Annotated in this window: 23 protein-coding genes and 1 tRNA gene; 1 reads left to right on the forward strand and 23 read right to left on the reverse strand. The window is 40.3% G+C overall.

Annotated elements, in window-relative coordinates:
- Positions 1-77 precede the first annotated feature (77 nt).
- The 23 genes from CTER_RS15575 to CTER_RS15685 all read right to left on the reverse strand — a co-directional run bounded on the left by CTER_RS15575 (position 78) and on the right by CTER_RS15685 (position 22,802).
- On the reverse strand, positions 78-533 hold the full coding sequence (locus CTER_RS15575) for a hypothetical protein (protein ID WP_004626969.1): 456 nt from the start codon (positions 531-533) through the stop codon (positions 78-80).
- Between the two features lie 128 nt (positions 534-661).
- Positions 662-1,609, reverse strand: coding sequence for a sugar phosphate isomerase/epimerase family protein (locus CTER_RS15580; RefSeq protein WP_004627011.1), 948 nt, complete (start codon positions 1,607-1,609; stop codon positions 662-664).
- Between the two features lie 82 nt (positions 1,610-1,691).
- Positions 1,692-2,642 carry an aldo/keto reductase gene (locus CTER_RS15585; RefSeq protein WP_004626928.1) on the reverse strand — a complete coding sequence of 317 codons (951 nt, stop codon included), beginning with the start codon at positions 2,640-2,642 and terminating at the stop codon, positions 1,692-1,694.
- Between the two features lie 16 nt (positions 2,643-2,658).
- Entirely contained in the window at positions 2,659-3,888 is a 1,230-nt protein-coding gene (locus tag CTER_RS15590) for an L-rhamnose isomerase (protein ID WP_004626898.1), read from the reverse strand.
- Positions 3,889-3,906: 18 nt separating this feature from the next.
- Positions 3,907-4,260, reverse strand: a complete 354-nt coding sequence (locus CTER_RS15595) for a sensory rhodopsin transducer (RefSeq protein WP_004627006.1) — start codon at positions 4,258-4,260, stop codon at positions 3,907-3,909.
- A gap of 33 nt (positions 4,261-4,293) precedes the next feature.
- Complete coding sequence (locus tag CTER_RS15600; protein ID WP_004627016.1) at positions 4,294-5,658, reverse strand: oxidoreductase; 1,365 nt, start codon at positions 5,656-5,658, stop codon at positions 4,294-4,296.
- A gap of 82 nt (positions 5,659-5,740) precedes the next feature.
- Positions 5,741-6,535 carry a sugar phosphate isomerase/epimerase family protein gene (locus CTER_RS15605; protein ID WP_004626974.1) on the reverse strand — a complete coding sequence of 265 codons (795 nt, stop codon included), beginning with the start codon at positions 6,533-6,535 and terminating at the stop codon, positions 5,741-5,743.
- 50 nt (positions 6,536-6,585) lie between these two features.
- On the reverse strand, positions 6,586-7,341 hold the full coding sequence (locus CTER_RS15610) for a response regulator transcription factor (protein WP_004626992.1): 756 nt from the start codon (positions 7,339-7,341) through the stop codon (positions 6,586-6,588).
- Positions 7,342-7,407: 66 nt separating this feature from the next.
- Positions 7,408-9,171: a sensor histidine kinase gene (locus CTER_RS15615; RefSeq protein ID WP_004626938.1), complete on the reverse strand. Its 1,764-nt coding sequence runs from the start codon at positions 9,169-9,171 to the stop codon at positions 7,408-7,410.
- Between the two features lie 128 nt (positions 9,172-9,299).
- Positions 9,300-10,136 carry a carbohydrate ABC transporter permease gene (locus tag CTER_RS15620; RefSeq protein WP_004626929.1) on the reverse strand — a complete coding sequence of 279 codons (837 nt, stop codon included), beginning with the start codon at positions 10,134-10,136 and terminating at the stop codon, positions 9,300-9,302.
- Positions 10,126-11,022: a carbohydrate ABC transporter permease gene (locus CTER_RS15625; RefSeq protein WP_117387235.1), complete on the reverse strand. Its 897-nt coding sequence runs from the start codon at positions 11,020-11,022 to the stop codon at positions 10,126-10,128. The genes CTER_RS15620 and CTER_RS15625 overlap by 11 nt, the downstream gene beginning before the upstream one ends.
- Before the next feature lie 80 nt (positions 11,023-11,102).
- On the reverse strand, positions 11,103-12,431 hold the full coding sequence (locus CTER_RS15630) for an ABC transporter substrate-binding protein (RefSeq protein ID WP_004626957.1): 1,329 nt from the start codon (positions 12,429-12,431) through the stop codon (positions 11,103-11,105).
- Positions 12,432-12,758: 327 nt separating this feature from the next.
- Positions 12,759-12,834, reverse strand: a tRNA-Val gene (locus tag CTER_RS15635).
- A gap of 49 nt (positions 12,835-12,883) precedes the next feature.
- Positions 12,884-14,209: an MFS transporter gene (locus tag CTER_RS15640; RefSeq protein ID WP_004626949.1), complete on the reverse strand. Its 1,326-nt coding sequence runs from the start codon at positions 14,207-14,209 to the stop codon at positions 12,884-12,886.
- 66 nt (positions 14,210-14,275) lie between these two features.
- Positions 14,276-15,052 carry a YciC family protein gene (locus tag CTER_RS15645; protein ID WP_004626982.1) on the reverse strand — a complete coding sequence of 259 codons (777 nt, stop codon included), beginning with the start codon at positions 15,050-15,052 and terminating at the stop codon, positions 14,276-14,278.
- A 159-nt stretch (positions 15,053-15,211) separates the two neighbouring features.
- Positions 15,212-15,946, reverse strand: a complete 735-nt coding sequence (gene ymfI, locus CTER_RS15650; RefSeq protein ID WP_004627007.1) for an elongation factor P 5-aminopentanone reductase — start codon at positions 15,944-15,946, stop codon at positions 15,212-15,214.
- Between the two features lie 48 nt (positions 15,947-15,994).
- The gene (locus CTER_RS28595; RefSeq protein ID WP_242834994.1) at positions 15,995-16,621 is read right to left on the reverse strand and encodes a DJ-1/PfpI family protein; all 627 of its coding nucleotides are present in this window, start codon (positions 16,619-16,621) and stop codon (positions 15,995-15,997) included.
- Positions 16,622-16,670: 49 nt separating this feature from the next.
- Complete coding sequence (locus tag CTER_RS28600; protein ID WP_004626971.1) at positions 16,671-16,922, reverse strand: YkgJ family cysteine cluster protein; 252 nt, start codon at positions 16,920-16,922, stop codon at positions 16,671-16,673.
- Positions 16,923-17,012: 90 nt separating this feature from the next.
- The gene (locus CTER_RS15665; protein ID WP_004626867.1) at positions 17,013-17,477 is read right to left on the reverse strand and encodes a CYTH domain-containing protein; all 465 of its coding nucleotides are present in this window, start codon (positions 17,475-17,477) and stop codon (positions 17,013-17,015) included.
- A gap of 207 nt (positions 17,478-17,684) precedes the next feature.
- Positions 17,685-18,545: a carbohydrate ABC transporter permease gene (locus tag CTER_RS15670; protein ID WP_004626866.1), complete on the reverse strand. Its 861-nt coding sequence runs from the start codon at positions 18,543-18,545 to the stop codon at positions 17,685-17,687.
- Positions 18,546-18,577: 32 nt separating this feature from the next.
- Complete coding sequence (locus tag CTER_RS15675; protein WP_004626978.1) at positions 18,578-19,468, reverse strand: carbohydrate ABC transporter permease; 891 nt, start codon at positions 19,466-19,468, stop codon at positions 18,578-18,580.
- Between the two features lie 73 nt (positions 19,469-19,541).
- Positions 19,542-20,888, reverse strand: a complete 1,347-nt coding sequence (locus CTER_RS15680) for an ABC transporter substrate-binding protein (RefSeq protein ID WP_004626894.1) — start codon at positions 20,886-20,888, stop codon at positions 19,542-19,544.
- 147 nt (positions 20,889-21,035) lie between these two features.
- Positions 21,036-22,802 carry a beta-L-arabinofuranosidase domain-containing protein gene (locus tag CTER_RS15685; protein ID WP_004626883.1) on the reverse strand — a complete coding sequence of 589 codons (1,767 nt, stop codon included), beginning with the start codon at positions 22,800-22,802 and terminating at the stop codon, positions 21,036-21,038.
- A 308-nt stretch (positions 22,803-23,110) separates the two neighbouring features.
- Here CTER_RS15685 and CTER_RS15690 point away from each other — a divergent pair, with 308 nt between their 5' ends.
- Positions 23,111-23,998, forward strand: coding sequence for an AraC family transcriptional regulator (locus CTER_RS15690; RefSeq protein ID WP_004626881.1), 888 nt, complete (start codon positions 23,111-23,113; stop codon positions 23,996-23,998).
- The last annotated feature ends 27 nt before the right edge of the window (positions 23,999-24,025 follow it).

The raw sequence follows: 24,025 nt of genomic DNA on the forward strand, positions 1-24,025 counted from the left end.
TGAACTGCCCCTGCTCATGATTTAAAAAATAACAAAATAAAAGCAAGGGTTATAACCTTGCCTATGTATTAACTATTTTATTTTTTGAGTTTACTTTCGGTATCTGTCCTGAATTCCATCAAGTCGGCAACCGCATCATTGATGCTTGCTATTTTACCATCCAGTTCATTAAAACGCTTCATTGTCTGCTTCTCAAAGGCATCCAGTTTATCAGACAATTTAATTTGAGATAATTCCAAATTTTTTTGTCCCTGAAATAATTCTTCCTGTCCTTTAAATAATTCTTTTTGCCCTTGAAATAATTCTTTTTGTCCTTGAACTAATCCTTCTTGACCCTGGAATAATTCTTTTTGCCCTTGAACTAATCCTTCTTGACCCTGGAATAATTCTTTTTGCCCTTGAACTAATCCTTCTTGACCCTGGAATAATTCTTTTTGTCCTTGAACTAATCCTTCTTGACCTAGTTTCAATCCCTTTATATCTGACTCCATACCGCTTAACTTCTCAAGAATGAGTTTTAACGTTTCTTCCATGAGCATACCCCTCCAGAAAATAATTATATCATGGGTAGAAAGTTATATCTATACTTTTTCAAGCTTTATACCACATATTTACTTATGTTCTTATATCTTTCTTTAACTATGCAATAATGCAATAAATATCATCCTAAAAGAATTTCTTCCCTTTCCCTGAAATATTTCGCAGACTGCATCACAAGGCTGTCAAGAGATGCTTTGTCCGGTTTCCCATACATTGCAGGATAAGGTGCTCCTCCAGGTCCAAGTGGTTCGGGGGTTACATACCGACCTTCGGTGTTATAACCAATCAGATATAATGCCATAATTATTGTATCAAGGTCCATAGCTCCGTCTCCTAATGCACACCTGTTACTGTCGGCCATATGGAGATTAACCAGCTTCTCCCCCGCCTCAATTATTGCCTCTCCTATGTGGCTTTCCTCCGACTGCATATGATATACATCTCCATTAATATGAGCTATACCGGGATGATTTACCGCTTTTATATACTTTATGGCATCATCCACTGTATGTATGAAACTGATTTCGGCGGAACGCACAGGCTCAATTGCAGCTTTCACATCATACTTGACAAATATGTCAGCGATGCCTCTTATAGTCTCTACACTTCTCTCAAATTCCATATTGTCATACGCCAAAGGCCTGCCGCAGTCGCCCGGCAATACCAGCATATATGAGCCTCCCACGGCAGCAGTGAATGGGACTTCCCGTCTTATATAATCTATCGCTCCCTGTCTTTGTATCGCTCTGTTGCTTGACAGGTCATTGTCGTCGGAAAACATGCCGCAAACTCCTGCAACCTTTATGTCAAATTTGCCAAGTACTTTTAAAACCTCATCGGCATTATATCCAAGATCCGTACTGTAGTGGTTGCCATGGAGTTCTATATACTTGATGCCTGCCTTAAAAAGACGTTCAGCCGATTCTTCCAGATTTTCAACACCAAAGCCCCAATTACTCCAGGACAGATTCAGCCTTCTCTTAAGCTTTTCAGGGTTATTTTTCTTTAATTTAAGAAAGGCCCTCTTTATTTTCTCATTTGTAATTTCATAATTTTGCTTCTTCATCATTTTCCACTTCCCTTCATTACTGCATATTCTTACCCAAGATTTGTTTTATCGATATTTAAATGACCGGTATTCAAAATAGGCTTTATATTAAAAAGTCTTCTTGTACAAATTCAATTTCCAGGGTATCTAGTGCAGTGTTAAGCTGCTCTATGCTGTCGGAGCTCATAAGAGCCAGCATTTGAGGTTCACGCGTCAGGATATAACCCAGCAGTACCTGTGTAATATCCGTATTGTACTTTGACATGAGCTTCTTGATATGTATCATCAACTCCAGGTTGCCTTTTGTGTAATAAGGGCTCTCCTTAACCGCCTGTTCTCCTTTTGCATTCAGAATGTGGAAGAAGGCGCTGCAAAGACTCATATATGCAGTCAGCACATTACCGGTATTCTGAGTGTGGTACCTGAGCATTCCGGCATCTGCAGTAATCATTGTTGGGTCTGGAAAAGGCTTCATACTGTCTGAACCATAGTTGAAAAGCGCCTGATTCATCACAAAGCCTCTGTAGCCCATTTTTGTGCAATACTCGTCGGCCTGTCTCATACGCTCGGTTGTCCAGTTCGAGCAGGCGTAATATTGGATTTTGCCTGCTTTCACAAGGCTCTCCATTGTCTCGATCAACTCCGGTACCGGACGGTTTACGTCATCTCTGTGGTAACAGTAAATGTCGATGCAATCTACCGACAGCGCCTTTAAACTGAGCGATATGTCATATTCGATATCCTTTTTTGAAAGGCGGCTTATGTTCATCGTTTTCAAGGATGGATGACCGCCTTTTGTGATTATCACAATATCGTCACGATGGCCGCGATGACGGATCCAGTCCCCCACAACGCGCTCTGCTCTGCCGGTCTCAGGTTCCACCCAATCCGAATATACCCTGGCACAGTCGATCAGATTGCCTCCCTTTTCAACATAACTCTCAAGTATTTTGAACGCGTCCTTTCCATCCCAGGAAAGCCCGGCGTTGACAGTTCCAAGGCCTATACGGCTGACTGTCAGATCTGTGCCTCTTATTTTTAAATATTTATTCATCCGAACATATCCTCCACTAAATAATATCTTCAAACCAATTATAGGTTTTTACGCTGTGCTTTTCGCAGTACATATCCCATACAAAGCCAAACGGGTAGGATTTAAGTTCTTCAAAAAGTGCCAGCCGGCCTGTGAAATTTCCCTCGTGCTCGTACTTCACAAGCTTTTCCCTCGGTTCAAGCAAAGCCAAGAGCATGGCTTTTTTAGCATTTCGTGCGCCAATAGCCGTTGCTGCAATGCGGTTGATGCTCGCATCGAAGAAATCAAGCCCAACATGAACACGATCCAGAGCATTGCAGTATACGATCTCCCTCATAATTGCCTTTGTCTCGTCGTCCAGCATTACCACATGGTCGCTGTCCCATCTTACCGGTCTGCTGACATGCAGCAGGATCTCCTGATTGAAAGCCAGATATGAAGATAATTTCGCCGATACCTCTTCAGTGGGATGAAAATGCCCTGTATCCATGCAAATAATACAGTTTTTCCTGCATGCTACATAATTGCTGTAAAACTCATGCGAACCGGTTACATAGCTTTCACTGCCCAAACCGAACAATTTACTTTCCACCGAATCAATATTATATTTCGGATCGATACTTCGGGCGAATATTTCATCCAGTGACTGTTTCAGGCGCAAACGTGGCGAAAGCTTGTCGACAGTATAATCTTTATAGCCGTCGGGTATCCAGTGATTGGTGATACAGGTCTGTTCCAATTCCTTCCCGAAATACTCCCCAATCTCCCGGCAGCATATTCCGTGCTCCACCCAAAACTTCCTTATTTCCTCATTGGCACTTGACAGGGTAAAGCCGTCTTCGGCTTTTGGATGACTGAAATAAGTCGGGTTGAAGTCCAGTCCTATATTTCTGTATTTGGCGAAATCCACCCAGAATTTGAAATGCTTTGGTTCCAAGCTGTTCCGCGGTACATCGCCGTCTCCCGGCCTATCAAGATAAACTGCATGAAGAGCGAGCTTTTTTCTTCCGGGTATAAGTCCAAGCGCCCTGTCAATCTGCTCAATGTACTGCTCGCGGCTTTCAGGTTTTCCCGGTGCACCTCCAAAAGCGGCAATACCTCCGCTCAAAACGGCATCCGGGTTCTCAAAACCTTTTAAATCATCTATCTGCCAGCAGTGCACCGAAAGTGAAACGCCGTCAAGGCGCTCCATCGCTTTGTCAGTGTCCACTCCCAATTCGGCATAAACCGACTTTGCAGCCTCGTAGTTTTGCAAAATACTGCCCATTATAAAAATCCTCCCTTTCTACTCCGCTTTAACCATAGCAGTCATAATAGCCATTTCAGATTGTGAGGTATCCATCCGGGTGTACTGTACTTTCAGTGGAACATCGGATTTTATTACGATAGCATAAGGCGTATCCATTGGTACTGTTTGCCCAGCATTGTTTTTTTGCCTATCCATTCTGATATGTGCAGTTCTTTCCGGCTCGACAACCGAGTTAAAGCCTTCCAGCTTTTCCCTGTCCTCAAAATACAATGTCATGGATAGGTGCGCAGGCTTTCGGCCGGCGTTCAGCACACAAACCGACTCGTGACTGGGAAAACATCCATTGCTTTTTGAATGCCAGTAGGCATCCGGGATCGAATAAGTATACATCAATCATTACCACCTGTTTTTAATATTAAGCCATTAAACCGGCTTGCCCTCAACTTTTTCACGATACAAAGGCAGATATACCTCCTGATCCCTGATGACACAGCCTGACTTCGTGTGCCCTTTTTGGATAAGGTCATAGCATTTATCACAGGTGATACAGCATTTGCTGCGCTCCATCTTCTGATTATTTATAAGATCCTTTGCAAAATCAGGATAAGCAAACGCCTGCCTGCCAAATCCGGCAATATCAAACCAGTTTTGTTTTATTCCCCCGGCACTTACATTGCCTCCAAACTGCTCAAACCATGTCAGACCCGTTGCAACAAACACTCCTTCGGGTACAGCTGCTTTAATCTCCCTGGTGGCTTTCAGCAGAGCGTATGTACCGGCATAGGGGTTGATCTCCGATCCCTCGATCTCGGCAAGATAACCACGGCCGTATGGCTGATAGCGAGGCATCATTGTAGATATATTGATGAGCTTGACATCTTTCTTTACCAGCAGCTTGCACAACTCGACCGGTTCTGTCAGATCCGGTTTCATTACGCCTTCTTCCTTAACCATGCCCCAGCCATGAGGATATGGAATGCAGTCATAGGCATTCAAGCGCACACAGATATCTATTGCATTCCCAACCTTTTTACGTATTCCGTCAATTATTTCAAAAACAGCTCTTGTTCTGTTTTCAAAACTTCCGCCATATTTTCCCGGTCTGTTGAACGCCGCCAGCAGTTCCCTCAAAATATATTCATGGCAAATCTTTACATCAACAGAATCAAAACCAGCCTCGGCAGCTAACACAGCACCTTTTATAAAACCATCGATTATTTCTTCAATTTTTTCATCGGTAGCAATGGTCAGTGTGCCTGCACGCCCGTCAATAGAATTATGATGATCTATATAAGGATTTTTCACAACAGCCAGCGGTTCCGGGTCCCAGTTTGCGTTTACACTTCTTCTTCCCGAATGTGTCAGCTGCAGTACATTGTATGGTTTGCGTCCGAAGCAGTCAACCGCAGTCTTATTGCTCTGGTCCAGCAGCCTCTTGATTTCCTTGATCGTACTTCCCTTAATTATCATCTGCAGCGGATTGCATCTTCCGTCATCGGCAACGGTAATGGATTCATACCATATTAAGCCGGCACCGCCTCTTGCAAATCTGTCATATCTTCTGAAAATAAGCTCTGAAGGCGAGCCGTCCACCATACCGTCAAAACCTTCAAGCGGCTGGATTGCCAAACGGTTGGGTATAACCTTGTCTCCCAGCCTGACAGGCTGTTCCAATATGGATATGTCTTCTGATACAGGATACGGGTATCCTGCATTGTTCATGATATCTGAGAACTGATCCAGAGTCTGCATTTTTGCGAAATTAAAAGGCTTTAATACTTTTCTCATATTAACCTCCATACTGTAATGAAATTTGTTCTCTCCTCATCCGCTTTAAGGCGAATAAAGGAGGTTAAAATAACTGCTAATTTTATAATTTTGAAAAAACTTCTTCTTTAATATATTTCACACATTGGGGAGAAACAGCCTCATAGTCCTGAAGATAAATATCCACTGAAACACCGCCGTCAAATCCGGCGGATTTAAGCTTGCGGTAAGCCGAAACGAGATCTATTTCCCCATCCCACGGAAGTTTATGACAATGCTCGCCCATACACATGTTATCTATATGTGAATGTACTATATATTGCTTGGATCTCTCAATCGCTTTGATTATATCAACTTCACTCAGGTAAATATGACCCACGTCAAAGTTGAGCTTTAAAGCAGGTGAGTTTATCCTGTCTGCCATGGCCAGAAAGATGTCCAGGTTTCTGAACAGCTGTCCCGGTTCAACCTCTATAGCTATGTATACGCCGTATTCTTCTGCCATCTTAGCAAGCTCACGCGTCCTGATCTCCAGTTCTTTATACAGGGACGGATTGTTTTCACGAAGTTCAAAGGGTGTAAATGTTGACATAATAACAATATTTGTACCATATCTGGGTGCAGCTTTTAATAAACTCTTTTGTACATCAAAAATAAAATCATCCGTAACATAGTTTGCGTGGGCCGCGAGAGCTGTAATTTTAAAATTGTCAAGCTCTCTGCATAATTCAACCGTATGGGAGATGATATAATGGTCCAGATAATCAGTCATAACAAAAGATGACATTCCATGTATAAGACTTAATTCGATTCCATCATAACCAAACTCCTTAAATTTCCGGATATTGTACTCCAGTGATCGATTGGGCATTACCTGGTTTCTGCCTGCGAGTATCATAGTTTTCAACCTCCTTATTTATTCAATTTTAAAAGTCTGAAATTTTTTAATTATTTGCCGCAATATTGAGTAGGTATCTTTCCTGTAGACTTCTTGAACATATTGATAAAGTTCCTGTAGCTTTCAAAGCCGACCATCGCTGCAATCTCATATAAAAGCAGGTTACTGCTGTCCATCAGTTGTATTGCACGTTTGATACGCAGTTCATTTAAGTATTCGGTTAGGGTTTTTCCTGTTTCCGATTTAAAAACATGAGAAATATAGCTCGGATTCCGTTCCATCGCCTCAGCTAAATCCCCTAAAGTAACAGTGCCATAGAAATGGTTATCTACATACGCCATACATCTTTTAACAAGCGGACTGTAAACTTCCATACCTTCATTTATGTTTTCTTCCTGCAGGTAATTTTGATCAGCAACATGAACTACCGGGTTTTCGGGTACATAGGCAATACTTTTGCAGACAAGCTGAATCAACTCGCTGATATTAACAGGTTTAATCAAATAGTCGATAACTTGAAGTTTAAGTGCGGCTCTGACATAGTCGAAATTATCATAGCTGGAAATAACAATAAATTTAATATTTTTATCAATACTTGCCGCCTTCTGAATAAATTCGATTCCCATCATTCCAGGCATCTTAATGTCAGTAATGATTAACGATATGGAATTCGTTTTAACAATATCAAGAGCCTTCCAAGCATTCTCCGCAGTAAAAGCCCTGGTGATCGAATAAGCGCTCCAATTAATTGTATTAGCCAATCCTTCTCTGATTTGCTCTTCATCGTCTACAATCAGTATATTCATAGAACAGACTAACCTCCAGTTCTGAAATTGATCTTTCACCCCTGATATGCCATGACACATGCAGTATCAGAGTGAAATAATATCCTGATAGCGTACCGGATCAGCGGGCATTGTTACAACTACCCTGGTGCCTATGCCGGATGTACTGTAAAACCTAACACCTCCGTGGTATTCGCTGCCAAAACAAAGTGTAATCCTATCATGTAAGTTTTTTAATGCACTAATCCTCGGAGTAACCAGCTCCCCCTTAATTATCGAACGCACAACCTGTTCATCCGTTCCCTTTCCGTCATCGGTTATATCAATAACCAGATCTCCGTTATTTTTTTCTATTATCAGATATATAGTACATTCTCCCATTTTATTTTCAAACCCATGTTCAATTGAATTTTCCAGTAACGGCTGCAGTACAAAGGTAAGTATCCTGTATCCATAAAGTTCCTCAGGAACTTCCGCAATATATTTTAGCCGGTTACCAAAGCGTTTCTGCTGAAGTTTGAAGTAAACCATCGCAGCATCAAGTTCATCGGCAATAGTCGAAACAGGTGAATTGGTATAAAGATTTTTATGCATCATCTTTGAAAGGATTTCAATATAATATTCTACTTCGCTGTCCCCGTTTTTTCGCGCTGTCCAGCGGATATTGTCCAGGGTATTCAATAGAAAATGCGGGTGTATCTGAAGTCTGAGCGATTCAAGTTTCATCTCATTCTCCTTCAGTTTCGCATTCAACATATTTTCCATGAGGGTCTTAAGACTTCTGGTCATCTGATTAAATGAAACCGCCAGCATTCCTACTTCATCCCTGCTGAGGACTTCAACCTGGATATCAAGATTTCCATTTTTCACCTCAACCATTTTACTAACAAGCCTTCTTATGGGTTTTATGATAAAGCGGGAAGTAAAAACGGTAAAAGTAAAAACAAAAACAAGCAGTATTATTATTATATATACCGTATAAGAAGATATATTGAGGGAGGAATGGTAAAGCAGCGTAGAATCTATCTGAGCTACAACGTACATATCATAATCCGATACCTGCTTTATAATATAACTGAAATCACTATAAGAATCATAATACATTTCATTGCTTGCCCGTGATAGATTTTCCGGTTTAATATACTGCAGTTTCTTTCCGATATCTGTTTTGTTTTTTGCTGACATGACCATTCCCTGTCCGTCGCAAAGATAGACGTTAAGTTTGTTTTCCTGAGTATTTAAGGATTCAATTACATTGAAAAGTACATCCTCGGTCAAGGCCAACCTCATGGTTCCGACCTGCTTGAAAGTATTAGGGTTATTGATTGTTCGAATAAGTGAAATAACATAAAAACTCTGCCGAGGGTTCTGTACATTACTAGATTCATAAATACCGCTCCATAAAGGACGGCCTCCCATGTTGTGGGCCCTTTGAAACCAGTAGGACATATTATTGTCGGAAATCTGGTTATCAGCTGTCTGAATGATTGCCTTATCATTTAAATCATAAAACGCAATGGAATATATATCCGGATCAACAAGAAAATGAGAAATCAGCATACGGAATCTTGCCAGCTTTGAAGTATAATCAGGCATAAGATTTTTTTCATTATTCTCTACAAGCAGTGAATACAACTCATCAAAGGCAAGAAACGAGTATGAGGTCAGCTCAACTTTTTTAAAAATTTCCTTATAGCTGTTTACCGACATGTCTATCATATTCTCATAAGTATAAAGGGATTGGTCCTCAATCGTTTTCAGCGCCGGAGAAATGATAAAAAACCACATAGCCGCAATACATACAACATACACTGCAAAAAGAATCACTGTGTATTTCTTATATAAATTCATATCACAACACATCCCATAGTGGAATTAGATAAAAAGATATGCTTGTCCCTTATAGTTAAGCACTATTATACCATTTTTAGTTATCAAGGTACAGAATCTTCATTTATCTTTGCTATCTCGTCACACATTTAACCTTTAACGGCCCCTGCGGATAAACCCTGGATAAAGTATTTCTGGGAATAAACAAAAACTACGAAGAGCGGAGCAATAATTGTTATAATTGCAGCTCCGAACGGCCCCCATTCAATTCCGTACTCGCCTTTAAAATTCAGCAGTCCAACCGGTAAGGTCTGTATTTTATTTGATGATGAAGAAGCTATATTTGCCCATAGGAATTCTCCCCAAATACTGACAAAGTTGAATACAATTACAGTTGCTATGGCCGGAGTGACGAGAGGTGTAATAATCGTGAAAAACGTTCTTAATTCACCGCTTCCGTCAACACGAGCCGATTCCAATATTTCAGAAGGTATCGTGGCATAAAATTTCTTGAAAATGTAAATACTAAAAGGTAGCTGCCATGCTGCATATGGAATAATTAACATAAGGAGTGTCTTCGTCAATTTAAATTTTATCAACTGAATATAAAGAGGGACATATACAGCAACTCCTGGTATAAAATTCAAGCCCATCAGAATTGAAACAATCAACTCACTTTTGGGAATATGAAGCTTTGCAAGAGCATACCCGGCAAGCATTGAAAACAAAAGAGAAATTGCAACGGCACTGACCGTTACTATTATACTGTTCCCGGCATATAACTGAATCTGTCCTTCATACCAGGCATACACATAGTTATTCCATCTCACAACCTGTGGAAACCCCCAAATATTCGTATAAAATTCCTTATTGTTTTTTAATGAAACCATCATTATAAAAACGATGGGGTATAAAATAACCAGGGAAAAAAGTATTGATACTGCTATTGCAGCTATCCTCATAGACATATTTGATTTAGTACTCATATTCTTCACCCCTAAAAACGCGATTAAGTATAATTAAGAAAATGAATACCACTATCACAAAGACTACTGATAGAGCCGATGCATATCCAAAGCTGGTATACGCATATGCATTTTCTACAATCCACATTGGCATGACTACCGTGAGTTTTGACGGACCACCGCCGGTCAATGCTACAACGGTATCATAAATTTTCAGTCCTCCAAGCATTGTAAACATTGTACTAAGCTCAATCATAGGCTTTATCAGCGGTAAATATATACGAAATAAAATCTGCCTGTTGTTGGCACCGTCCAAATACGCGGATTCAATGAGTGCTGCAGGTATATTCTGAAGACCTGCAAAGCACAGTACCATCGGCAGTCCGAACTGTCTCCATACGGTTACCGCTACAATAGAAGGTAATACCGTTTTGGAATTGACAAGCCATGCCGTTTGCAGCTTCCCCAGACCGATTGCTTCCAGAATTCCGTTTAAAAGACCTATATCCTCGGTAAAAATAAAAAGGAACATAAGTCCGGTAATAGTCGGCGCAATCATATTCGGAGCGAATAGTATTGTTCTGCAGACATTGCCTAAAAAACGTCTGATGTACAAATTCAGCCAGGCCAGCATAACTCCAAGAGCCACACTGATTATCGAAGAGAAAAATGCAAAGTAAATGGTGTTTTTCAATGCTCGGAAAAAAATCTTATCGCCAAGCAGATTTTGATAATTAACAAGACCGACAAACTTTCTTTCACCAAAACCTGTCCATGACGAAAGAGACAGCGGTATAACATCTGCAAGAGGGTATGCCATAAAGAGCAGGTACAGACCAATTGCAGGCATCAGGAACAATACACCCATGAATGTATACTTACGCTTCATATGTTTTGAACGATTCATCTCGGTACACCTTCCGATCATTTAAACCTGGGAACTGTACCGGCTTACCGATACAGCCTCCCGGTTTATAGGTTTTTTAACTATTTGGCTTGTGATTTAATCACCAGGCGCAGATTTTCCATTTCCTTTAATGTATCATCTATTGAACGAGTATTGCTGCAAGGGCCGCTAAACACTTCCTGCTTTATAAATGACTGCATTTTAGAACCCATTCTGCAAGGGTTTAACCCAGCTATAATATTGCCTGTGGCAGAATAGCCAACCAGTTCCTTCAAGCCTTCAGAAATATTCAAGTTTAAAGTTGTTGCCGGAACAGTACGTGTATCGGCTACAATCTGCTGGCCTTCCTGACTGGTCATATACTTGATGAATTTTATACTGGAATCAATATTTTTTTTAGGAGCATTCGAAGGAATAAAGTACACATCGGTTTCCATGTTCTCATAGGATTTCATTCCGGCTTTCTTAACAGGCTTTAGCATAACGCCGATATCGAAATCGCAGGACGCCTCGTGTATACCAAGAGCTCCTGAATAGTTGAAGATAAACATGCATCTTCCCTGAGCAAATCCGGCATTGGAATCGTCAGGACTTGTATTGATTCCGCCTTCTCCCGGATACCAGTAACCCTTGTTATACCAGCCTTTTACCAATTCTATAACTTCTTTGATGGCATCCGACTCGGGGGTATCAACAAACGACACATCACCATTTGCCGCCGACCATGCAGTGCCCGGTTTGATCTCTTCCAAAAGCGAATATGTAAGGCCATACATACAGTCTTGCATACTCACCGAGTTGGTCGTAAATCCGAAAATGTTATCCTTCTTAAGGGTTTCAAAAATTTTTGTCATCTCATCCCAGGTTTCAGGTTCCTTAAAACCGTACTTGTCCATCATTGTTTTGTTGTAAAAAACAACGTGGTAAGTGGCTGATATTGGGATACCCCAGACCTCTCCATTTATACCCGTACTGGTTTTTAAAACGGCCTCTGTTATGTCTTTTCTCCATGCTCCGTCATCTGCATCCAGATATGATTTTAAATCAGTGCACATTCCTATATCAGAGAATGTATTGAGCCGAGTCCCCCAGTATTGAGCCAAATCGACCGGATCACCGGCGGCTATACCAGTTTTGATAACCTGTTCACGTGTTGCCGTTTCGTTGGTAACAACCTCAACTTTGATGTCCGGATTGGCTTTTTCAAAGCCTGCTACCAATTCATTTGTTAAGTCTCCGGCGCCTACACCAAAGGTAATCGTTTTTGTCTCACCTGAACCTGCTGTTGACGCAGCTTGATTGGTTCCAGTGCTTTGTGTGGATTCGGAGGCTCCCGATTGTCCTGAGCATCCGCCAAGCAGTGAAACAATAATTAAAACACACAATAGTAAGGAAAAGTACTTTTTCATTGATTTGCCCCTTTCTCTTTAATAAAAACAGAGATTTTCTTAATTAACTACAAATCCGGATTTTATAAATTAATTATATCTATTATGTAAAGGAAAGTAAGTATCGTAAGTTTTGAAAAAATGTATTTATTTTAGGTACAAATATAAGCAGCAAATTCAGCTAAAACTTGTGCATTTTGCACAAGTTTCTCCTTTCCACACATCTCTGGCATCCTCTTATCGCATGGTAACTATATATAAAATTAAACTCATTTGTGGTTTGTAGGAATAATTAAGATTTTAAACAAATAAAAAAAAGAAAAAACTGTCTATTAGACAGTTTTAATTTGGTGGGCAATACAGGACTCGAACCTGTGACTTTCACCACGTCAAGATGACACTCTACCAGCTGAGTTAATTGCCCTTACATAAATTTGATACAACAACTATAATATATGGAGTTAATGACTTTGTCAAGATATCAATTCTTCTTTTTTATCTTTAAAACACCAGGAGAAATATGCGGCACAGCAAAGGATCATAAATCCCGATATTCCAAAAACAATTAACATATTGTCCAAAACTGCCACCTTAATATCTATCTTTATACCGCTCAAAGCTCCCACCACAAATGAGCCCATAAGAGCGCTGAAAAAACCGGCCGCTCCGGCTAAAGCCGCATTAAAGCCTATAAATACCGTCCTTCCCTCCTGAGGAGCATATTTAAACTGAATATTAAACAGGGACATATTAACTCCTGCCCAGCCTATACCCGCAAGCACCTGAACAAAAGGAATTATAACAAAATAGGTATTATGGTTAATGAAGCTCCAGGTAACATGAACTACGCCCAATACTGCCATTGAAGCAACCGTGGTAAATTCCCAGCTCTTCTTTTCCGAGATCCTGCCCCATATTCTTGCCGAATAAGATTGAACACAGGATAATATTATTCCAATAACCATTATATACGTATATGAGAGTTTCAAGCCATTAACCATATATACCGAGAAAAACGGCAGCGAAAACTGTACGCTTAAATTCCATAGAATATTGAGCAGCACAACCTTTCGAAACTGCTTGTCCCTCAGAGGAATGGAAATAAGACCTTTTATGTCCAGATTTTGATCATATGGCTTGACCTCAGGTTCCCTGATCCTTTTCAAGGTTAAAACATTAAACAGTGTAATAACCAACGCAACCGAAAATACCACCACAAATCCCAGATAATCTTGCCGGTTTGATTTAAACAGGTCCAAAACCCTGCCCATCACCAGGGATAGTACTGCTGCCGAGGCAAGTATACACATATCCCTCATGCCAAAATATCTTCCCCGCAGCTTATCAGGAACAAGGCTGATTATCCAGCTGGCAGCGGCAGGTGTCAAAAATCCTGCCGCACAATAAGCCAGAAAATACATGCCTCCTAAAATCAGCAGCCTTGCAGGCTTACTGTCGGTTACAAAAGGGATAAACATCATCAGGCATAAAAGTGTCCTGTAAAACAGGCATAAAGCCACAATAAGAGGTCTTCTCCTTGACAGTTTCTCAAACACGAGAGGACTGAACAACTGTATTATATTAGCCAACAGCGGAAGGGCCACTATTATTCCGTTAAACTGCTCATTAGCTCCCAGGTAACTGGCATAGCCAACTAAAAAGGCACCGCTGGTCAATGTAAAAATAGCATTTGCAAGACATCCCTCAAGCACAAATCTCCGTCTGCTGAGTTCCAGGTTATCGTCAGTTACAGTCCTATTGATAAGACCAAGTTTGTCAAAAATATACCTTATGCCCATGTATGTAGCCCCCACTATAAATATGCTGCGACAAAATTATACGACGAAAAATTTTATATGAAATAATTATGACTTGGCAGATCGTTCGCTTTTATACTCCAGATCCATATACAACTGGGCTATGAGTCTCTGAAGAATCAATCCTGCAATAGTGCTGAAAAAAGAAGCCAGATAAGCTGATCCAAGTGTACTGCCTGATATCACCAAAGCAATGGGTAATTCAAACATCAGATAAAATCCAATAAAAACACTGGCTATTTGAACTTTTTTATTCCTTGTAATATCACTGCTGGCTGTAAATGCATCAGCTACATTTAATTTTAAATCCACAACATAGCAGAAACCAAAAATAAAGACGATATATGCAATTATTCCGGGGATGATAAAGAACATCAAGCCCATCATGACCAATAATCCAAAGAGTATATTGTAGATTATAAGCCTGCCCAGATGCTTGAAAGCTCCCTTAAATCCGGATAAAATACCTGTTGTCTTTCCCCTCAGCTCTGAAATATATGAATACAGATATACAGATAAGAACAGGTTAGTTATCACTTTTATTACCAGTGTAACCCCCAATACCAAAAGAGCAGGTGAAATCACTTTTTCAGCCGCATTTCCCTGTTGTGCAGTGGTTACCGTTGTCAATGCCGACATAAGTAAATCAAAATCCTCAGAAGATATCTGATTCAATATTCTATGCTGAATATAACTCCCTGCCATCTGACAAAAAAGTACAAGCACAAAAATCAATCGGGCAAGTCCCTCACTTTTCAGTTTATAAAATTTAATACAGACAGGAAGATATTCAAAAAATCGTTTTACTCCTGAAGAATTATCCATAATACCTTTCCTCCCGGAAATTATGTAAATACAGCAAAAAGCCATACATAAATCAAAATGCAATTCAATTTAAAACATACTAGCTTAGTATACCTTATTGTCCTGAAAAAACAAGCTTATAAGTAAACTAAACTGCTCTAAAATTTTAGTTAATTAAATTCAAATCAGGAAGCCTCCGTTAGGACTTATCACCTGACCTGTTATAAAATCAGACCTGTCTGACGCCAGGAAATATACTGTCTCTGCAACATCAATTCCTCTCCCTATCACGCCAAGGGGAGTCTGATCCTTCAGATCTTCAATAGCAGCCTGGTCCAAACCGGAATTCATATCTGTAGCTATTACCCCCGGTGCAACACAATTAACCTGAATGTTTGACGGACCCAATTCCTTGGCAAGAGCTTTTGTCATCCCAATGACAGCAGCTTTTGTTGATGAATAGAGCACCTCACAGGATGCACCGGCAATACCCCATATGGATGAAATATTGATTATCTTTCCCCGCTGCTTCCTTATCATAGCCGGTAATACCCCCCGTGCGCAGAGAAACATACCTTTAACATTGACCTCGAACATCCTGTCCCACTCTCCCGACGAAATGTCGGTAAACAGCTGCTGCCTCGCTATACCCGCATTGTTGATCAATATATCTATGTCGCCGAAACATTTATTTATGCTGTTTAGCATATTTTCCACCTGTTCCTCCTGCGAAACATCCGCCTGTACGGCAATTGCCCTGCAATCGGCTTTTTGCAGCTCCTCCAGCAGGCATTCCGCCTCCTGGCTGCTGGTGTTGTAATTTATAGCGACATTATAGTCCCGGGCAGCAAAAAGCCGGGCAATATCCTGCCCGATCCCTCTGGATGCACCTGTGACCAAAACGGTTTGCCCCATATCAATCTCCCATTTTCATAAAATATATTTGCAATATACCGTCGTCCATCACTCACGTCCGGTAATTGTATTGAAAAAGGCCTGTTTTTCTGCCTTATCCTTAAACTGGCCGAAGTAATCGGCAACTTCAACAGCAAAATCCACAAAGGATATACCCTTGGAGGTAATAACACTGCCATCCCGGACCACCCTTGCATTGACAAAATTCTCCCTGGGGAAGGGATCTTCTTCCTTAAACTGTGCCCTTCTCATTTCATTCCATTCCACTATGGACGTAGTATATTTGACCTTATCAAGTATACCTGCCTTTGCCAGAAAACGCGGGCCTGCGCAGATTGCAGCCAGAAGTTTTCCGCTGTTGTAAAATCCCCTGATCAATTCAAGCATTTCCTCTCTTACCACAGGATTCCAGCCTCCCGGTATGATGAAGCCTTCATAGTCTTCAACCTTTGCCCCGGCCACTGTAACCGAAGGTAAAAATACCATGCCTCCCTTGCTTTTCACGGGTTCCATATGGTAAGCACACGGAACTATCTCCTTTGAGAGTTCATGTCCTAACAGGTGGGTTGCATATATGACTTCAAAATCAGCCATATCATTATACATAAACACTAATATTTTGCCCATGGTCCATCTCACTCCATTCTTCATTTTATTGATTTCTATTTTCTTCACCGGACACCTGCAATACAACTGTTGATTTGTTGAGTTCATTGCACCGGTTTTATTTTGTTTGTATTTCAAGTAAATCCAGGTAACCCACAGCTTCCTGCCGTGAGTCTCCGCACATTTCCACCGAAGGTCCCAGGCTGGAGCAAACAGCAGGCCTTTCCGGTTTTCCAAAGAGCTTGCACCTGTAATTATCGTCAAGCTGTATACATTTTACACCGGCAGGTTTTCCGTGAGGCATCCCCGGAATCGGCGATGAAATTGACGGTGATATACAGCAGGCTCCGCAGCCATCTCTGCAGTCCATATTCCGGCGGCACCTCCTTCTTCCCAATGGCCAGGGCATTTCAGCTTCTATGCAGCCAAAAAATTATTCATGTTATTGGTTGTTGTCCGGTTACCATTCACTGTAAGGCTTTCTCACCAGATGAGAGTTCCCGTATTTCCTGTCAAAAGTAACTTCTTCACCCAGCCAATCAGGTCTTTCAAAAAACTGTTCCTCAGATTTCAATTCTATCTCGGCTACAACAAGTCCTTTATTTACTCCGAGGAATTCGTCGATAACCCACTCATTTCCCCCATATACTGCAAAATGACGTATCTTCTCTATCAGCGGCCTTATACAAAGGTTGTCAAGTATCATATCCGCTTCGTCCGCCGGAATTTCATATTCAAATTCATCCCTTGTAAAGGACTGTGCCTTCCCTTTTACAGTTATAAAACCCTTATTGTCATAAGTCCTTATACGCACCGTTCTGCCGCTCTCTACAGACAAATAACCCTGTTTGAACAATACCGGCTTTGCATGTATTTTGTAATCATCATTTTTAACCAGAAATTTCCGTTCTATTTCTACCGGCATTTATGTTTCTCCTCTTTGGAATCAATCAATTAATTCTCAATGATATAATTATAGCTCAGTGCAAAATGTTTTTCTATTAGCAAATATAACGAAAGAATAATTGTTGACATTGAAAAGGCAAATGCTTGTTTTTCAGGACGATGAAAAGCCGCACATCACACTGGATATGCGGCATAAAAACATAAATTTTAAACTCCCCTTAACTGTCTATCCCTTTAATCCGGTAGTTACAATTCCTTCTACAAAATATCTCTGGGCAAACATATAAATTATCAGAATTGGAATGAGACAGAACACAGAAGCCGCCATGAGCAGATCAAACCTGGTAGTGTGTTCTCCTCTGAAGGCACTCAGTCCCAGCTGGATAGTAAATTTGCTTGTTGAATTTATATATACCAACGGGTATAAAAAGTCATTGTAATAGCTCTGGAACGTAAAGACAGTAATTGTCGCTATAATAGGCTTTGACAGTGGAACAAAAATATTGGCCCACGCTCTTAACCTTCCGCAGCCGTCAATGGTAGCCGAATCCTCAAGATCCTGCGGTATGGTCATAAAAAACTGTCTTCCCAGAAATACCGGCAGTCCGTACCCGAATAACATCGGAATTATAATAGGCCAGAGCGAATCCTGAAAACCCAGGTTTTTGAAAAATATAAACCTTGGTATCAGGACAACCGAGTCAGGTATCATCAAAGATAAAAGGAACAAAGCGAACAAAAAATCCCTGCCCCAGAATTTTATGCGTGCAAATGAGTACGCAGCAAGAGTTGCACTCAATACGGTAAAAAATGTTCCGGGAATTACTATTGTAAATGTATTTATGAACATACGTGTAAAGCTGAGACCATATGCATTCCATGCCTTGACATAATTATCAAACCTCCATTCGGAGGGAAAAATTGCAGGCGGGAATGTCATTATCTCGGTTCTCGATTTGAAGGAACACAAAATCATCCATATCAAAGGAATCAAATCAAATAAAACAAATAAAACAAGTATAATATATGCTATTACCAATACTGCCTTCTTTTTATTTCTACTCCTTGTATTAACTGCATTATCCACAAAAAGCCACCCTCTCCGCTACAGATAGTCAATTAGGTTTCATACTGAACTTTACTGCCTAAAACATACTTCTGCAGCACTGTTACAATCATTATAATAATAGCCATGATTATTGCTATTGCGCTTGCATACCCCATTTCATTATGGGTAAATGCTTTTGTATACAAATAATAAACCAGCGTGTTGGTGGAATTTCCCGGGCCCCCTCTTGTCATTGTAAAAATTTCGGTAAATACCTGAAACGCATTTATTATTGCATATACCACCACAAAATAAATGGCAGGCATTATTAAAGGAAGCTTTATAAACCAGATTTTCTGATATGACTTGATACCATCCAGCTCCGACGCCTCATAAACCGATCTGGGTACAGCCTGCAGTCCCGCTAATAAAACAACCATGTTATAGCCTGCCATTTTCCACACACTCATTAATGCAATGCTGAAAATGGCCAGATTAGGATTGGTAAGCCAGCCCACTGGTCCTATTCCAAATAAGGATAATCCGTAATTTATCAAACCGAATTCGGTATTATAAAGCCAGGTAAACAGCAGTGCAATTACAATAAGCGGGCATACAACAGGAAGGTAAAAGATGGCTCTGAATGCATTGACACCTTTTATCGGCAGCTCGGCTATTAACGCAAGGCCGAAAGATATTATCAAGGACAGCGGGACATATATTACAACCCATTTTAATGTATTTTTCAGGCTTATGAGAAATACTTCATCGCTGATGAGTTTTGTATAATTGTCAAAGCCTATGAATTTGGCATCGGATAAAATATTCCAATCTGTAAAACTGTAAAATATAGAACAAACAAGCGGATATAAGGTAAAAACGAATAGTCCGATCAGAGCAGGTGCTGCAAACGCATATCCATCAATATTCCGTTTCAGAACCGTCTTTTTGCTAGCTTTCATATTGCCACCTCTTTAGGTGACAATATAAGAAGGAAAACCTCCTTCTTATATTGTCTATAAAATTTAAATTATTCTACTTAAACAATTCAGTATTTGCTTTTTTGTCTATATTGGCAGCTGCCTGTTCCATTGTCTGACTCCCGTTGAAAGCATTGTCCAGTTCAGGAGTTATAATATCCTGGAATTTTGTGTATAAGCCCGTTGCTGCCGCATTGTATTGAGTTTCTGTTTCTATGTATGAAGCCGTTGCCTTAAACGGTGCTGCATCAGGAGGAGTAGTAACTATCTTTTCATTATCAAGCATTTTCTTATAAGGAGGCATTGACAATCCTCCGGCCATTGTTATTCCAAGACCTTCCTCACTCAGAAAATATCTGATAAGGCCAATGGCCGCATCCTTGTTCCCACTCTTTTCACCCATAGCCAGAGTACCTGAAATAACAGGATTTATACGAGTCGTACCCTTTGGCATTTCAATTGCCGTCCATTCAAAATCAGCATCATTTCTACAGGTTGGGACAAACCATCTGCCCGAAGGATACATGGCAATTTTACCCGTCAGGAATAATTGGTCCGAACCCTGTCCGATTGACGACAGTGCCGAAGGCGACGGTGCCGTCTTGTTTTTGATGATATCATACATGACGTTCATACCTTTTAAGACCGACGGATCACTGAAGTTTGACTTGCCGTCCTTGAACCATTGTCCCCCGTATGATGAAGCGAAAGTCATCCAGAATGCCCAGTAGTTGTCTGCTTCAGCCCCATACTGAACAATCTTGCCGTTCTCGGTTACAGTAAGTTTCTTTGCCAGATCCGTATATTGCTCCATGGTCCAATCACTGGTCGGTATCTCAATATTAGCCTTTTTAAAAAGATCAACGTTCACATACATATTTATTGCTGCCCAATCCTTGGGAATGGTATATGTTTTACCGTCAACCTGTCCATACTTCAAAAGTCCGTCAACCAAATCGTCCGTCAGTTCAGGGTATTTTTGAATATATGGATCCAGTACGGCACAAGCTCCTGATTTAACATACTCAGGTACTTTGGATTGAAGCAGCCAGTATACATCCGGTGTCGAATTTCCGGCTACCATGGTGGAAAGCTTGGTATAATAGTCATTTGGGGTAAACATATAGTTTACTTTAACTTTTGGATTCTTAGCCTGGAAATTCTCCAGTACTTTCTCATAAAGCAATCTTTCGTCTTCCTCGCCCCAGCTCATGAAACTGATTTTACCGCTAAGTTCCTGAGCCGTTCCGGCATCGGACGACACACTTTGCGATTGACCTGCAGATGCATCCCCTGTGCCTGATGCAGCCGATACACCTGCTTTGTCATCCGAACCACAGCCTGCAATAACAAAAGAAAACACACACAGAGTTGCAAGTAATAATGCCAAATACCTTTTCATGGTAATCCCCCTTTAATTTTTATTTAGGCCTGATTAAATAATAACTTCCCCATTTTAAGACCGGCTTTATTATTTAATCCTGCCTTAATTGCCGCTGTTTAAAGCGGCAAAGAAAACCAAAATAAATGCTTCTGTTATATTTTTTTATTATTCTATCGAAAAGTATGTGGTATATATCTCATCCTTAACATTATAAAGAGGTATAAATTTCACATTTACGTCCTGATTTACGGTGTAAAATGAAACATCCTCCCACGCATTCTTATTGCACCCAATCAGAAGATCTTCAGTAGACAGGCCTTTTTTGTACAATGTTCTTGCCTCGGCTGTAAGGCCTGCAAGAACAACCGGTCCGTACATGAATGCCACAAGGTTCGGGTTATCATCAGCAGGGCAGACCCATATCTTTTTTATAAATTCAAGCTGGACTATGTTGTCATGCCATGTTTGTTCAATTGTTATAAAACCGTTTTTGACCTCTAAATCCTTCAACCTGTGTCCGTCCACTTTCACACTGAAGTTATCACCGGCCCACCATGGTATTCTGAATGTCAGCGGCAATTTTACAGACTGCCCGGTCTTTATGCTGATGTGTATATTGCTGTTGTCAGGCAGCTTCCACGTTTCTTTCCCTTTTAAATAATTCTGCTCTATTTCAACACTGGTTCCATTTTTGTCATATACCAGCTTTGAAGGAATATACTGTGCAAAGACAAGTTCTTCTCCGTTTTTATATATACTTAAATCTGTATAGAGAGTATGTGCCTGCAAAAGAGTTCCGTGACAGCACCAAAAATCATGAGTGGGTGAACCCCATTTCTTTTTTGCACCGCAGTGAAGCGGCAGATAGTATATTACCATGCCGGTCTCAATATTTTGCTGTGCAAATAACCCATTATATATATTTCTCTCGATATAATCCAGATATTTGACTTCCTTCGTCCATCTGTAAAGAAAATCCGCAAGCCTTATCATATTGTATACGACACAGTGCTCCTGATTTGTCTCGCTGAGCATAGTGCTCTGTACCCCGGGCTGGGTCCATACTTCAGCGGTTGTCTGTCCTCCCGTGCAGAAGTATCCCAGATCCTCCACCGTTTGTTTCCAGTATGCTTCTACGATTTTTCTGTATCTTTCGATTCCGGTCACTTCATAAATCCGTGCTGCACCGTGTATTTCAACAATAGTTGTATTGGCATGTTTTCCGCTTACGGTCTCTATCCCGTTCAATAAATTTTCAAAAAGCCTTGGTCTGTCATAGCGTTTGATCAATTCCAGATATTTATCATTTTTTGTTATTCCATACAGGTCTGCCCATACCTCAAGCATTGCACCGGTTTCAACATCAAGAATGTCATCCATTTGTTCCCTGGTAAAATTACCGCTCCAATCCAAAAACCAGTCGGCCCAGGTGTCCGCAATTTTCAATGAAGTCTCGTCGCCTGCATACCTGTACATATCCACTAAACCCATTAATGTTTTGTGGACCGTATATTGAGGTGCCCAGACCTTCTTTTTTCTGACAACCCATTCCATATATTGTTCAGGAATGGAACCGGCCCATATCCCGCCATTTTCCTGCTGGCATACGGCAAGCTGTTTTACTATATTAACAGCTTTTCCCCGGACTTCTTCATCACCGGTCTGTTTATATACCCTGGCAGCTGCCGAAAGCCAGTGTCCCAGGAAGTGTCCCCTCAACTGACAGCACGGGGACTCCCAGCCCCAATGGATATCGGGTATGGTATTTTTATCCGTCTCAATGATTCTGCCAAAAATACCTGCCTGCATATAATAGTTTTGTAAGAGTTTTTCATTTTTCAGGCTCATAAGATAGGCTTTATTGATATCAAATCTTTCTGTAAAAACGCTGGGTGTCAATTCCATCTGCTTTGCGCCAAGATATTCTGGCATTGGAAATACCCTCCTTGAATAGCGAGATTTGTGTAAGACATGTCTAAATTTCAAAATTATTATATCATCATGAAATTCTTTTTATCAGTAGTAAAAAAGTTAGAATAGGTGGCTAAAACCTACTTTTATATGAGAACATTGATGTCAGCAGGATTTTAAGTTATAAGATAACATTGGTATAACCATATAATTTTAATTTCAGGGAAAGATACACTTTTTTACTTATGGAAGTAAATAATGGTTTATGATATACTAAATTTATGTTTACATATGCTTAGTTTTGAAATTAATTATAGGTGGTGAACTTTGTGAAATTTGTAAAGTTTGACATAAGTACTCCTCTCTCCTATATTTCAAGTGGCAGATTCATATCTAAAGGAGAATGGTGTCATGCTAAACGCAATATTGACAGCTTTGTCATAATATATGGAATTGAGGGAACGGCATATATTCAGCAGGCTCAAGAGTGTTTTGAAATTTCTCCGGGCAGTACGCTGCTCCTTATGCCGCAAACCGTACATGAGGGCTATAAGGTTTCAGAAGAAGTTGTCTCTTATTATTGGTGTCATTTCTACTCCCAAACTCCCTATGAGATATTGGATGAAAAAGATCTTTCAAATGAGTTTTCACTGATGAGATTTAACAATTTTGATCAGCAAGTTGTACTGTTGCCATTATTCCAAGCATTTGAATCAATCGAAATAATTCATATTTTATTCAGACAATTGATTCACTCCCAAAGCTTTAACCGCCATACAAAATATCAAACCAATTTGTTTCTGACCTCATTGGCCCTTGAAATTACAGAGCTGACTATTTTAAACTACTATAAATCAAATATGGGCAATGACATTAACAGCAGTGTTTTTAATTCGGTTTTGGAATGGATACGTATAAATATAAAAAAATCAATTCATATATCCGATATTGCAGATAAATATAATTATAATGTGGACTACTTTAACCGGATATTCAAACAAAAGACCGGAATGAGCCTATTGAGATATATTAATGACAGAAAGTTGTCAAAAGCCAAAGAAATGCTGGTAAATACCAATTACAGCATTAAGGAAATCTCCTATCACCTGGGATTTGATGACGAGAAATATTTTATGAAGTTATTCAAAAAACATGAACATCTGACTCCAACGCAGTATAGAAATGCATTTTATTACACACATTTAAACAACCACTGATGCAAGATTATAAAGAAAAAGCCGAAC

Origin of the sequence: Ruminiclostridium cellobioparum subsp. termitidis CT1112, assembly GCF_000350485.1 — a bacterium.
GTDB lineage: Bacteria > Bacillota > Clostridia > Acetivibrionales > DSM-1351 > Ruminiclostridium > Ruminiclostridium termitidis.

Bases quoted from the DNA above. Each gene is read 5' to 3' on its own strand.
- CTER_RS15580 (WP_004627011.1), bottom strand. From the start codon at position 1,609: ATGATGAAGAAGCAAAATTATGAAATTACAAATGAGAAAATAAAGAGG.
- CTER_RS15685 (WP_004626883.1), bottom strand. From the start codon at position 22,802: ATGCCAGAATATCTTGGCGCAAAGCAGATGGAATTGACACCCAGCGTT.
- CTER_RS15585 (WP_004626928.1), bottom strand. From the start codon at position 2,642: ATGAATAAATATTTAAAAATAAGAGGCACAGATCTGACAGTCAGCCGT.
- CTER_RS15680 (WP_004626894.1), bottom strand. From the start codon at position 20,888: ATGAAAAGGTATTTGGCATTATTACTTGCAACTCTGTGTGTGTTTTCT.
- ymfI (WP_004627007.1), bottom strand. From the start codon at position 15,946: ATGGGGCAAACCGTTTTGGTCACAGGTGCATCCAGAGGGATCGGGCAG.
- CTER_RS15665 (WP_004626867.1), bottom strand. From the start codon at position 17,477: ATGCCGGTAGAAATAGAACGGAAATTTCTGGTTAAAAATGATGATTAC.
- CTER_RS28600 (WP_004626971.1), bottom strand. From the start codon at position 16,922: ATGGACTGCAGAGATGGCTGCGGAGCCTGCTGTATATCACCGTCAATT.
- CTER_RS15630 (WP_004626957.1), bottom strand. From the start codon at position 12,431: ATGAAAAAGTACTTTTCCTTACTATTGTGTGTTTTAATTATTGTTTCA.
- CTER_RS15605 (WP_004626974.1), bottom strand. From the start codon at position 6,535: ATGATACTCGCAGGCAGAAACCAGGTAATGCCCAATCGATCACTGGAG.
- CTER_RS15590 (WP_004626898.1), bottom strand. From the start codon at position 3,888: ATGGGCAGTATTTTGCAAAACTACGAGGCTGCAAAGTCGGTTTATGCC.
- CTER_RS15600 (WP_004627016.1), bottom strand. From the start codon at position 5,658: ATGAGAAAAGTATTAAAGCCTTTTAATTTCGCAAAAATGCAGACTCTG.
- CTER_RS15675 (WP_004626978.1), bottom strand. From the start codon at position 19,468: ATGAAAGCTAGCAAAAAGACGGTTCTGAAACGGAATATTGATGGATAT.
- CTER_RS15595 (WP_004627006.1), bottom strand. From the start codon at position 4,260: ATGTATACTTATTCGATCCCGGATGCCTACTGGCATTCAAAAAGCAAT.
- CTER_RS15620 (WP_004626929.1), bottom strand. From the start codon at position 10,136: ATGAGTACTAAATCAAATATGTCTATGAGGATAGCTGCAATAGCAGTA.
- CTER_RS15625 (WP_117387235.1), bottom strand. From the start codon at position 11,022: ATGAATCGTTCAAAACATATGAAGCGTAAGTATACATTCATGGGTGTA.
- CTER_RS15615 (WP_004626938.1), bottom strand. From the start codon at position 9,171: ATGAATTTATATAAGAAATACACAGTGATTCTTTTTGCAGTGTATGTT.
- CTER_RS15645 (WP_004626982.1), bottom strand. From the start codon at position 15,052: ATGGATAATTCTTCAGGAGTAAAACGATTTTTTGAATATCTTCCTGTC.
- CTER_RS15640 (WP_004626949.1), bottom strand. From the start codon at position 14,209: ATGGGCATAAGGTATATTTTTGACAAACTTGGTCTTATCAATAGGACT.
- CTER_RS15575 (WP_004626969.1), bottom strand. From the start codon at position 533: ATGGAAGAAACGTTAAAACTCATTCTTGAGAAGTTAAGCGGTATGGAG.
- CTER_RS15610 (WP_004626992.1), bottom strand. From the start codon at position 7,341: ATGAATATACTGATTGTAGACGATGAAGAGCAAATCAGAGAAGGATTG.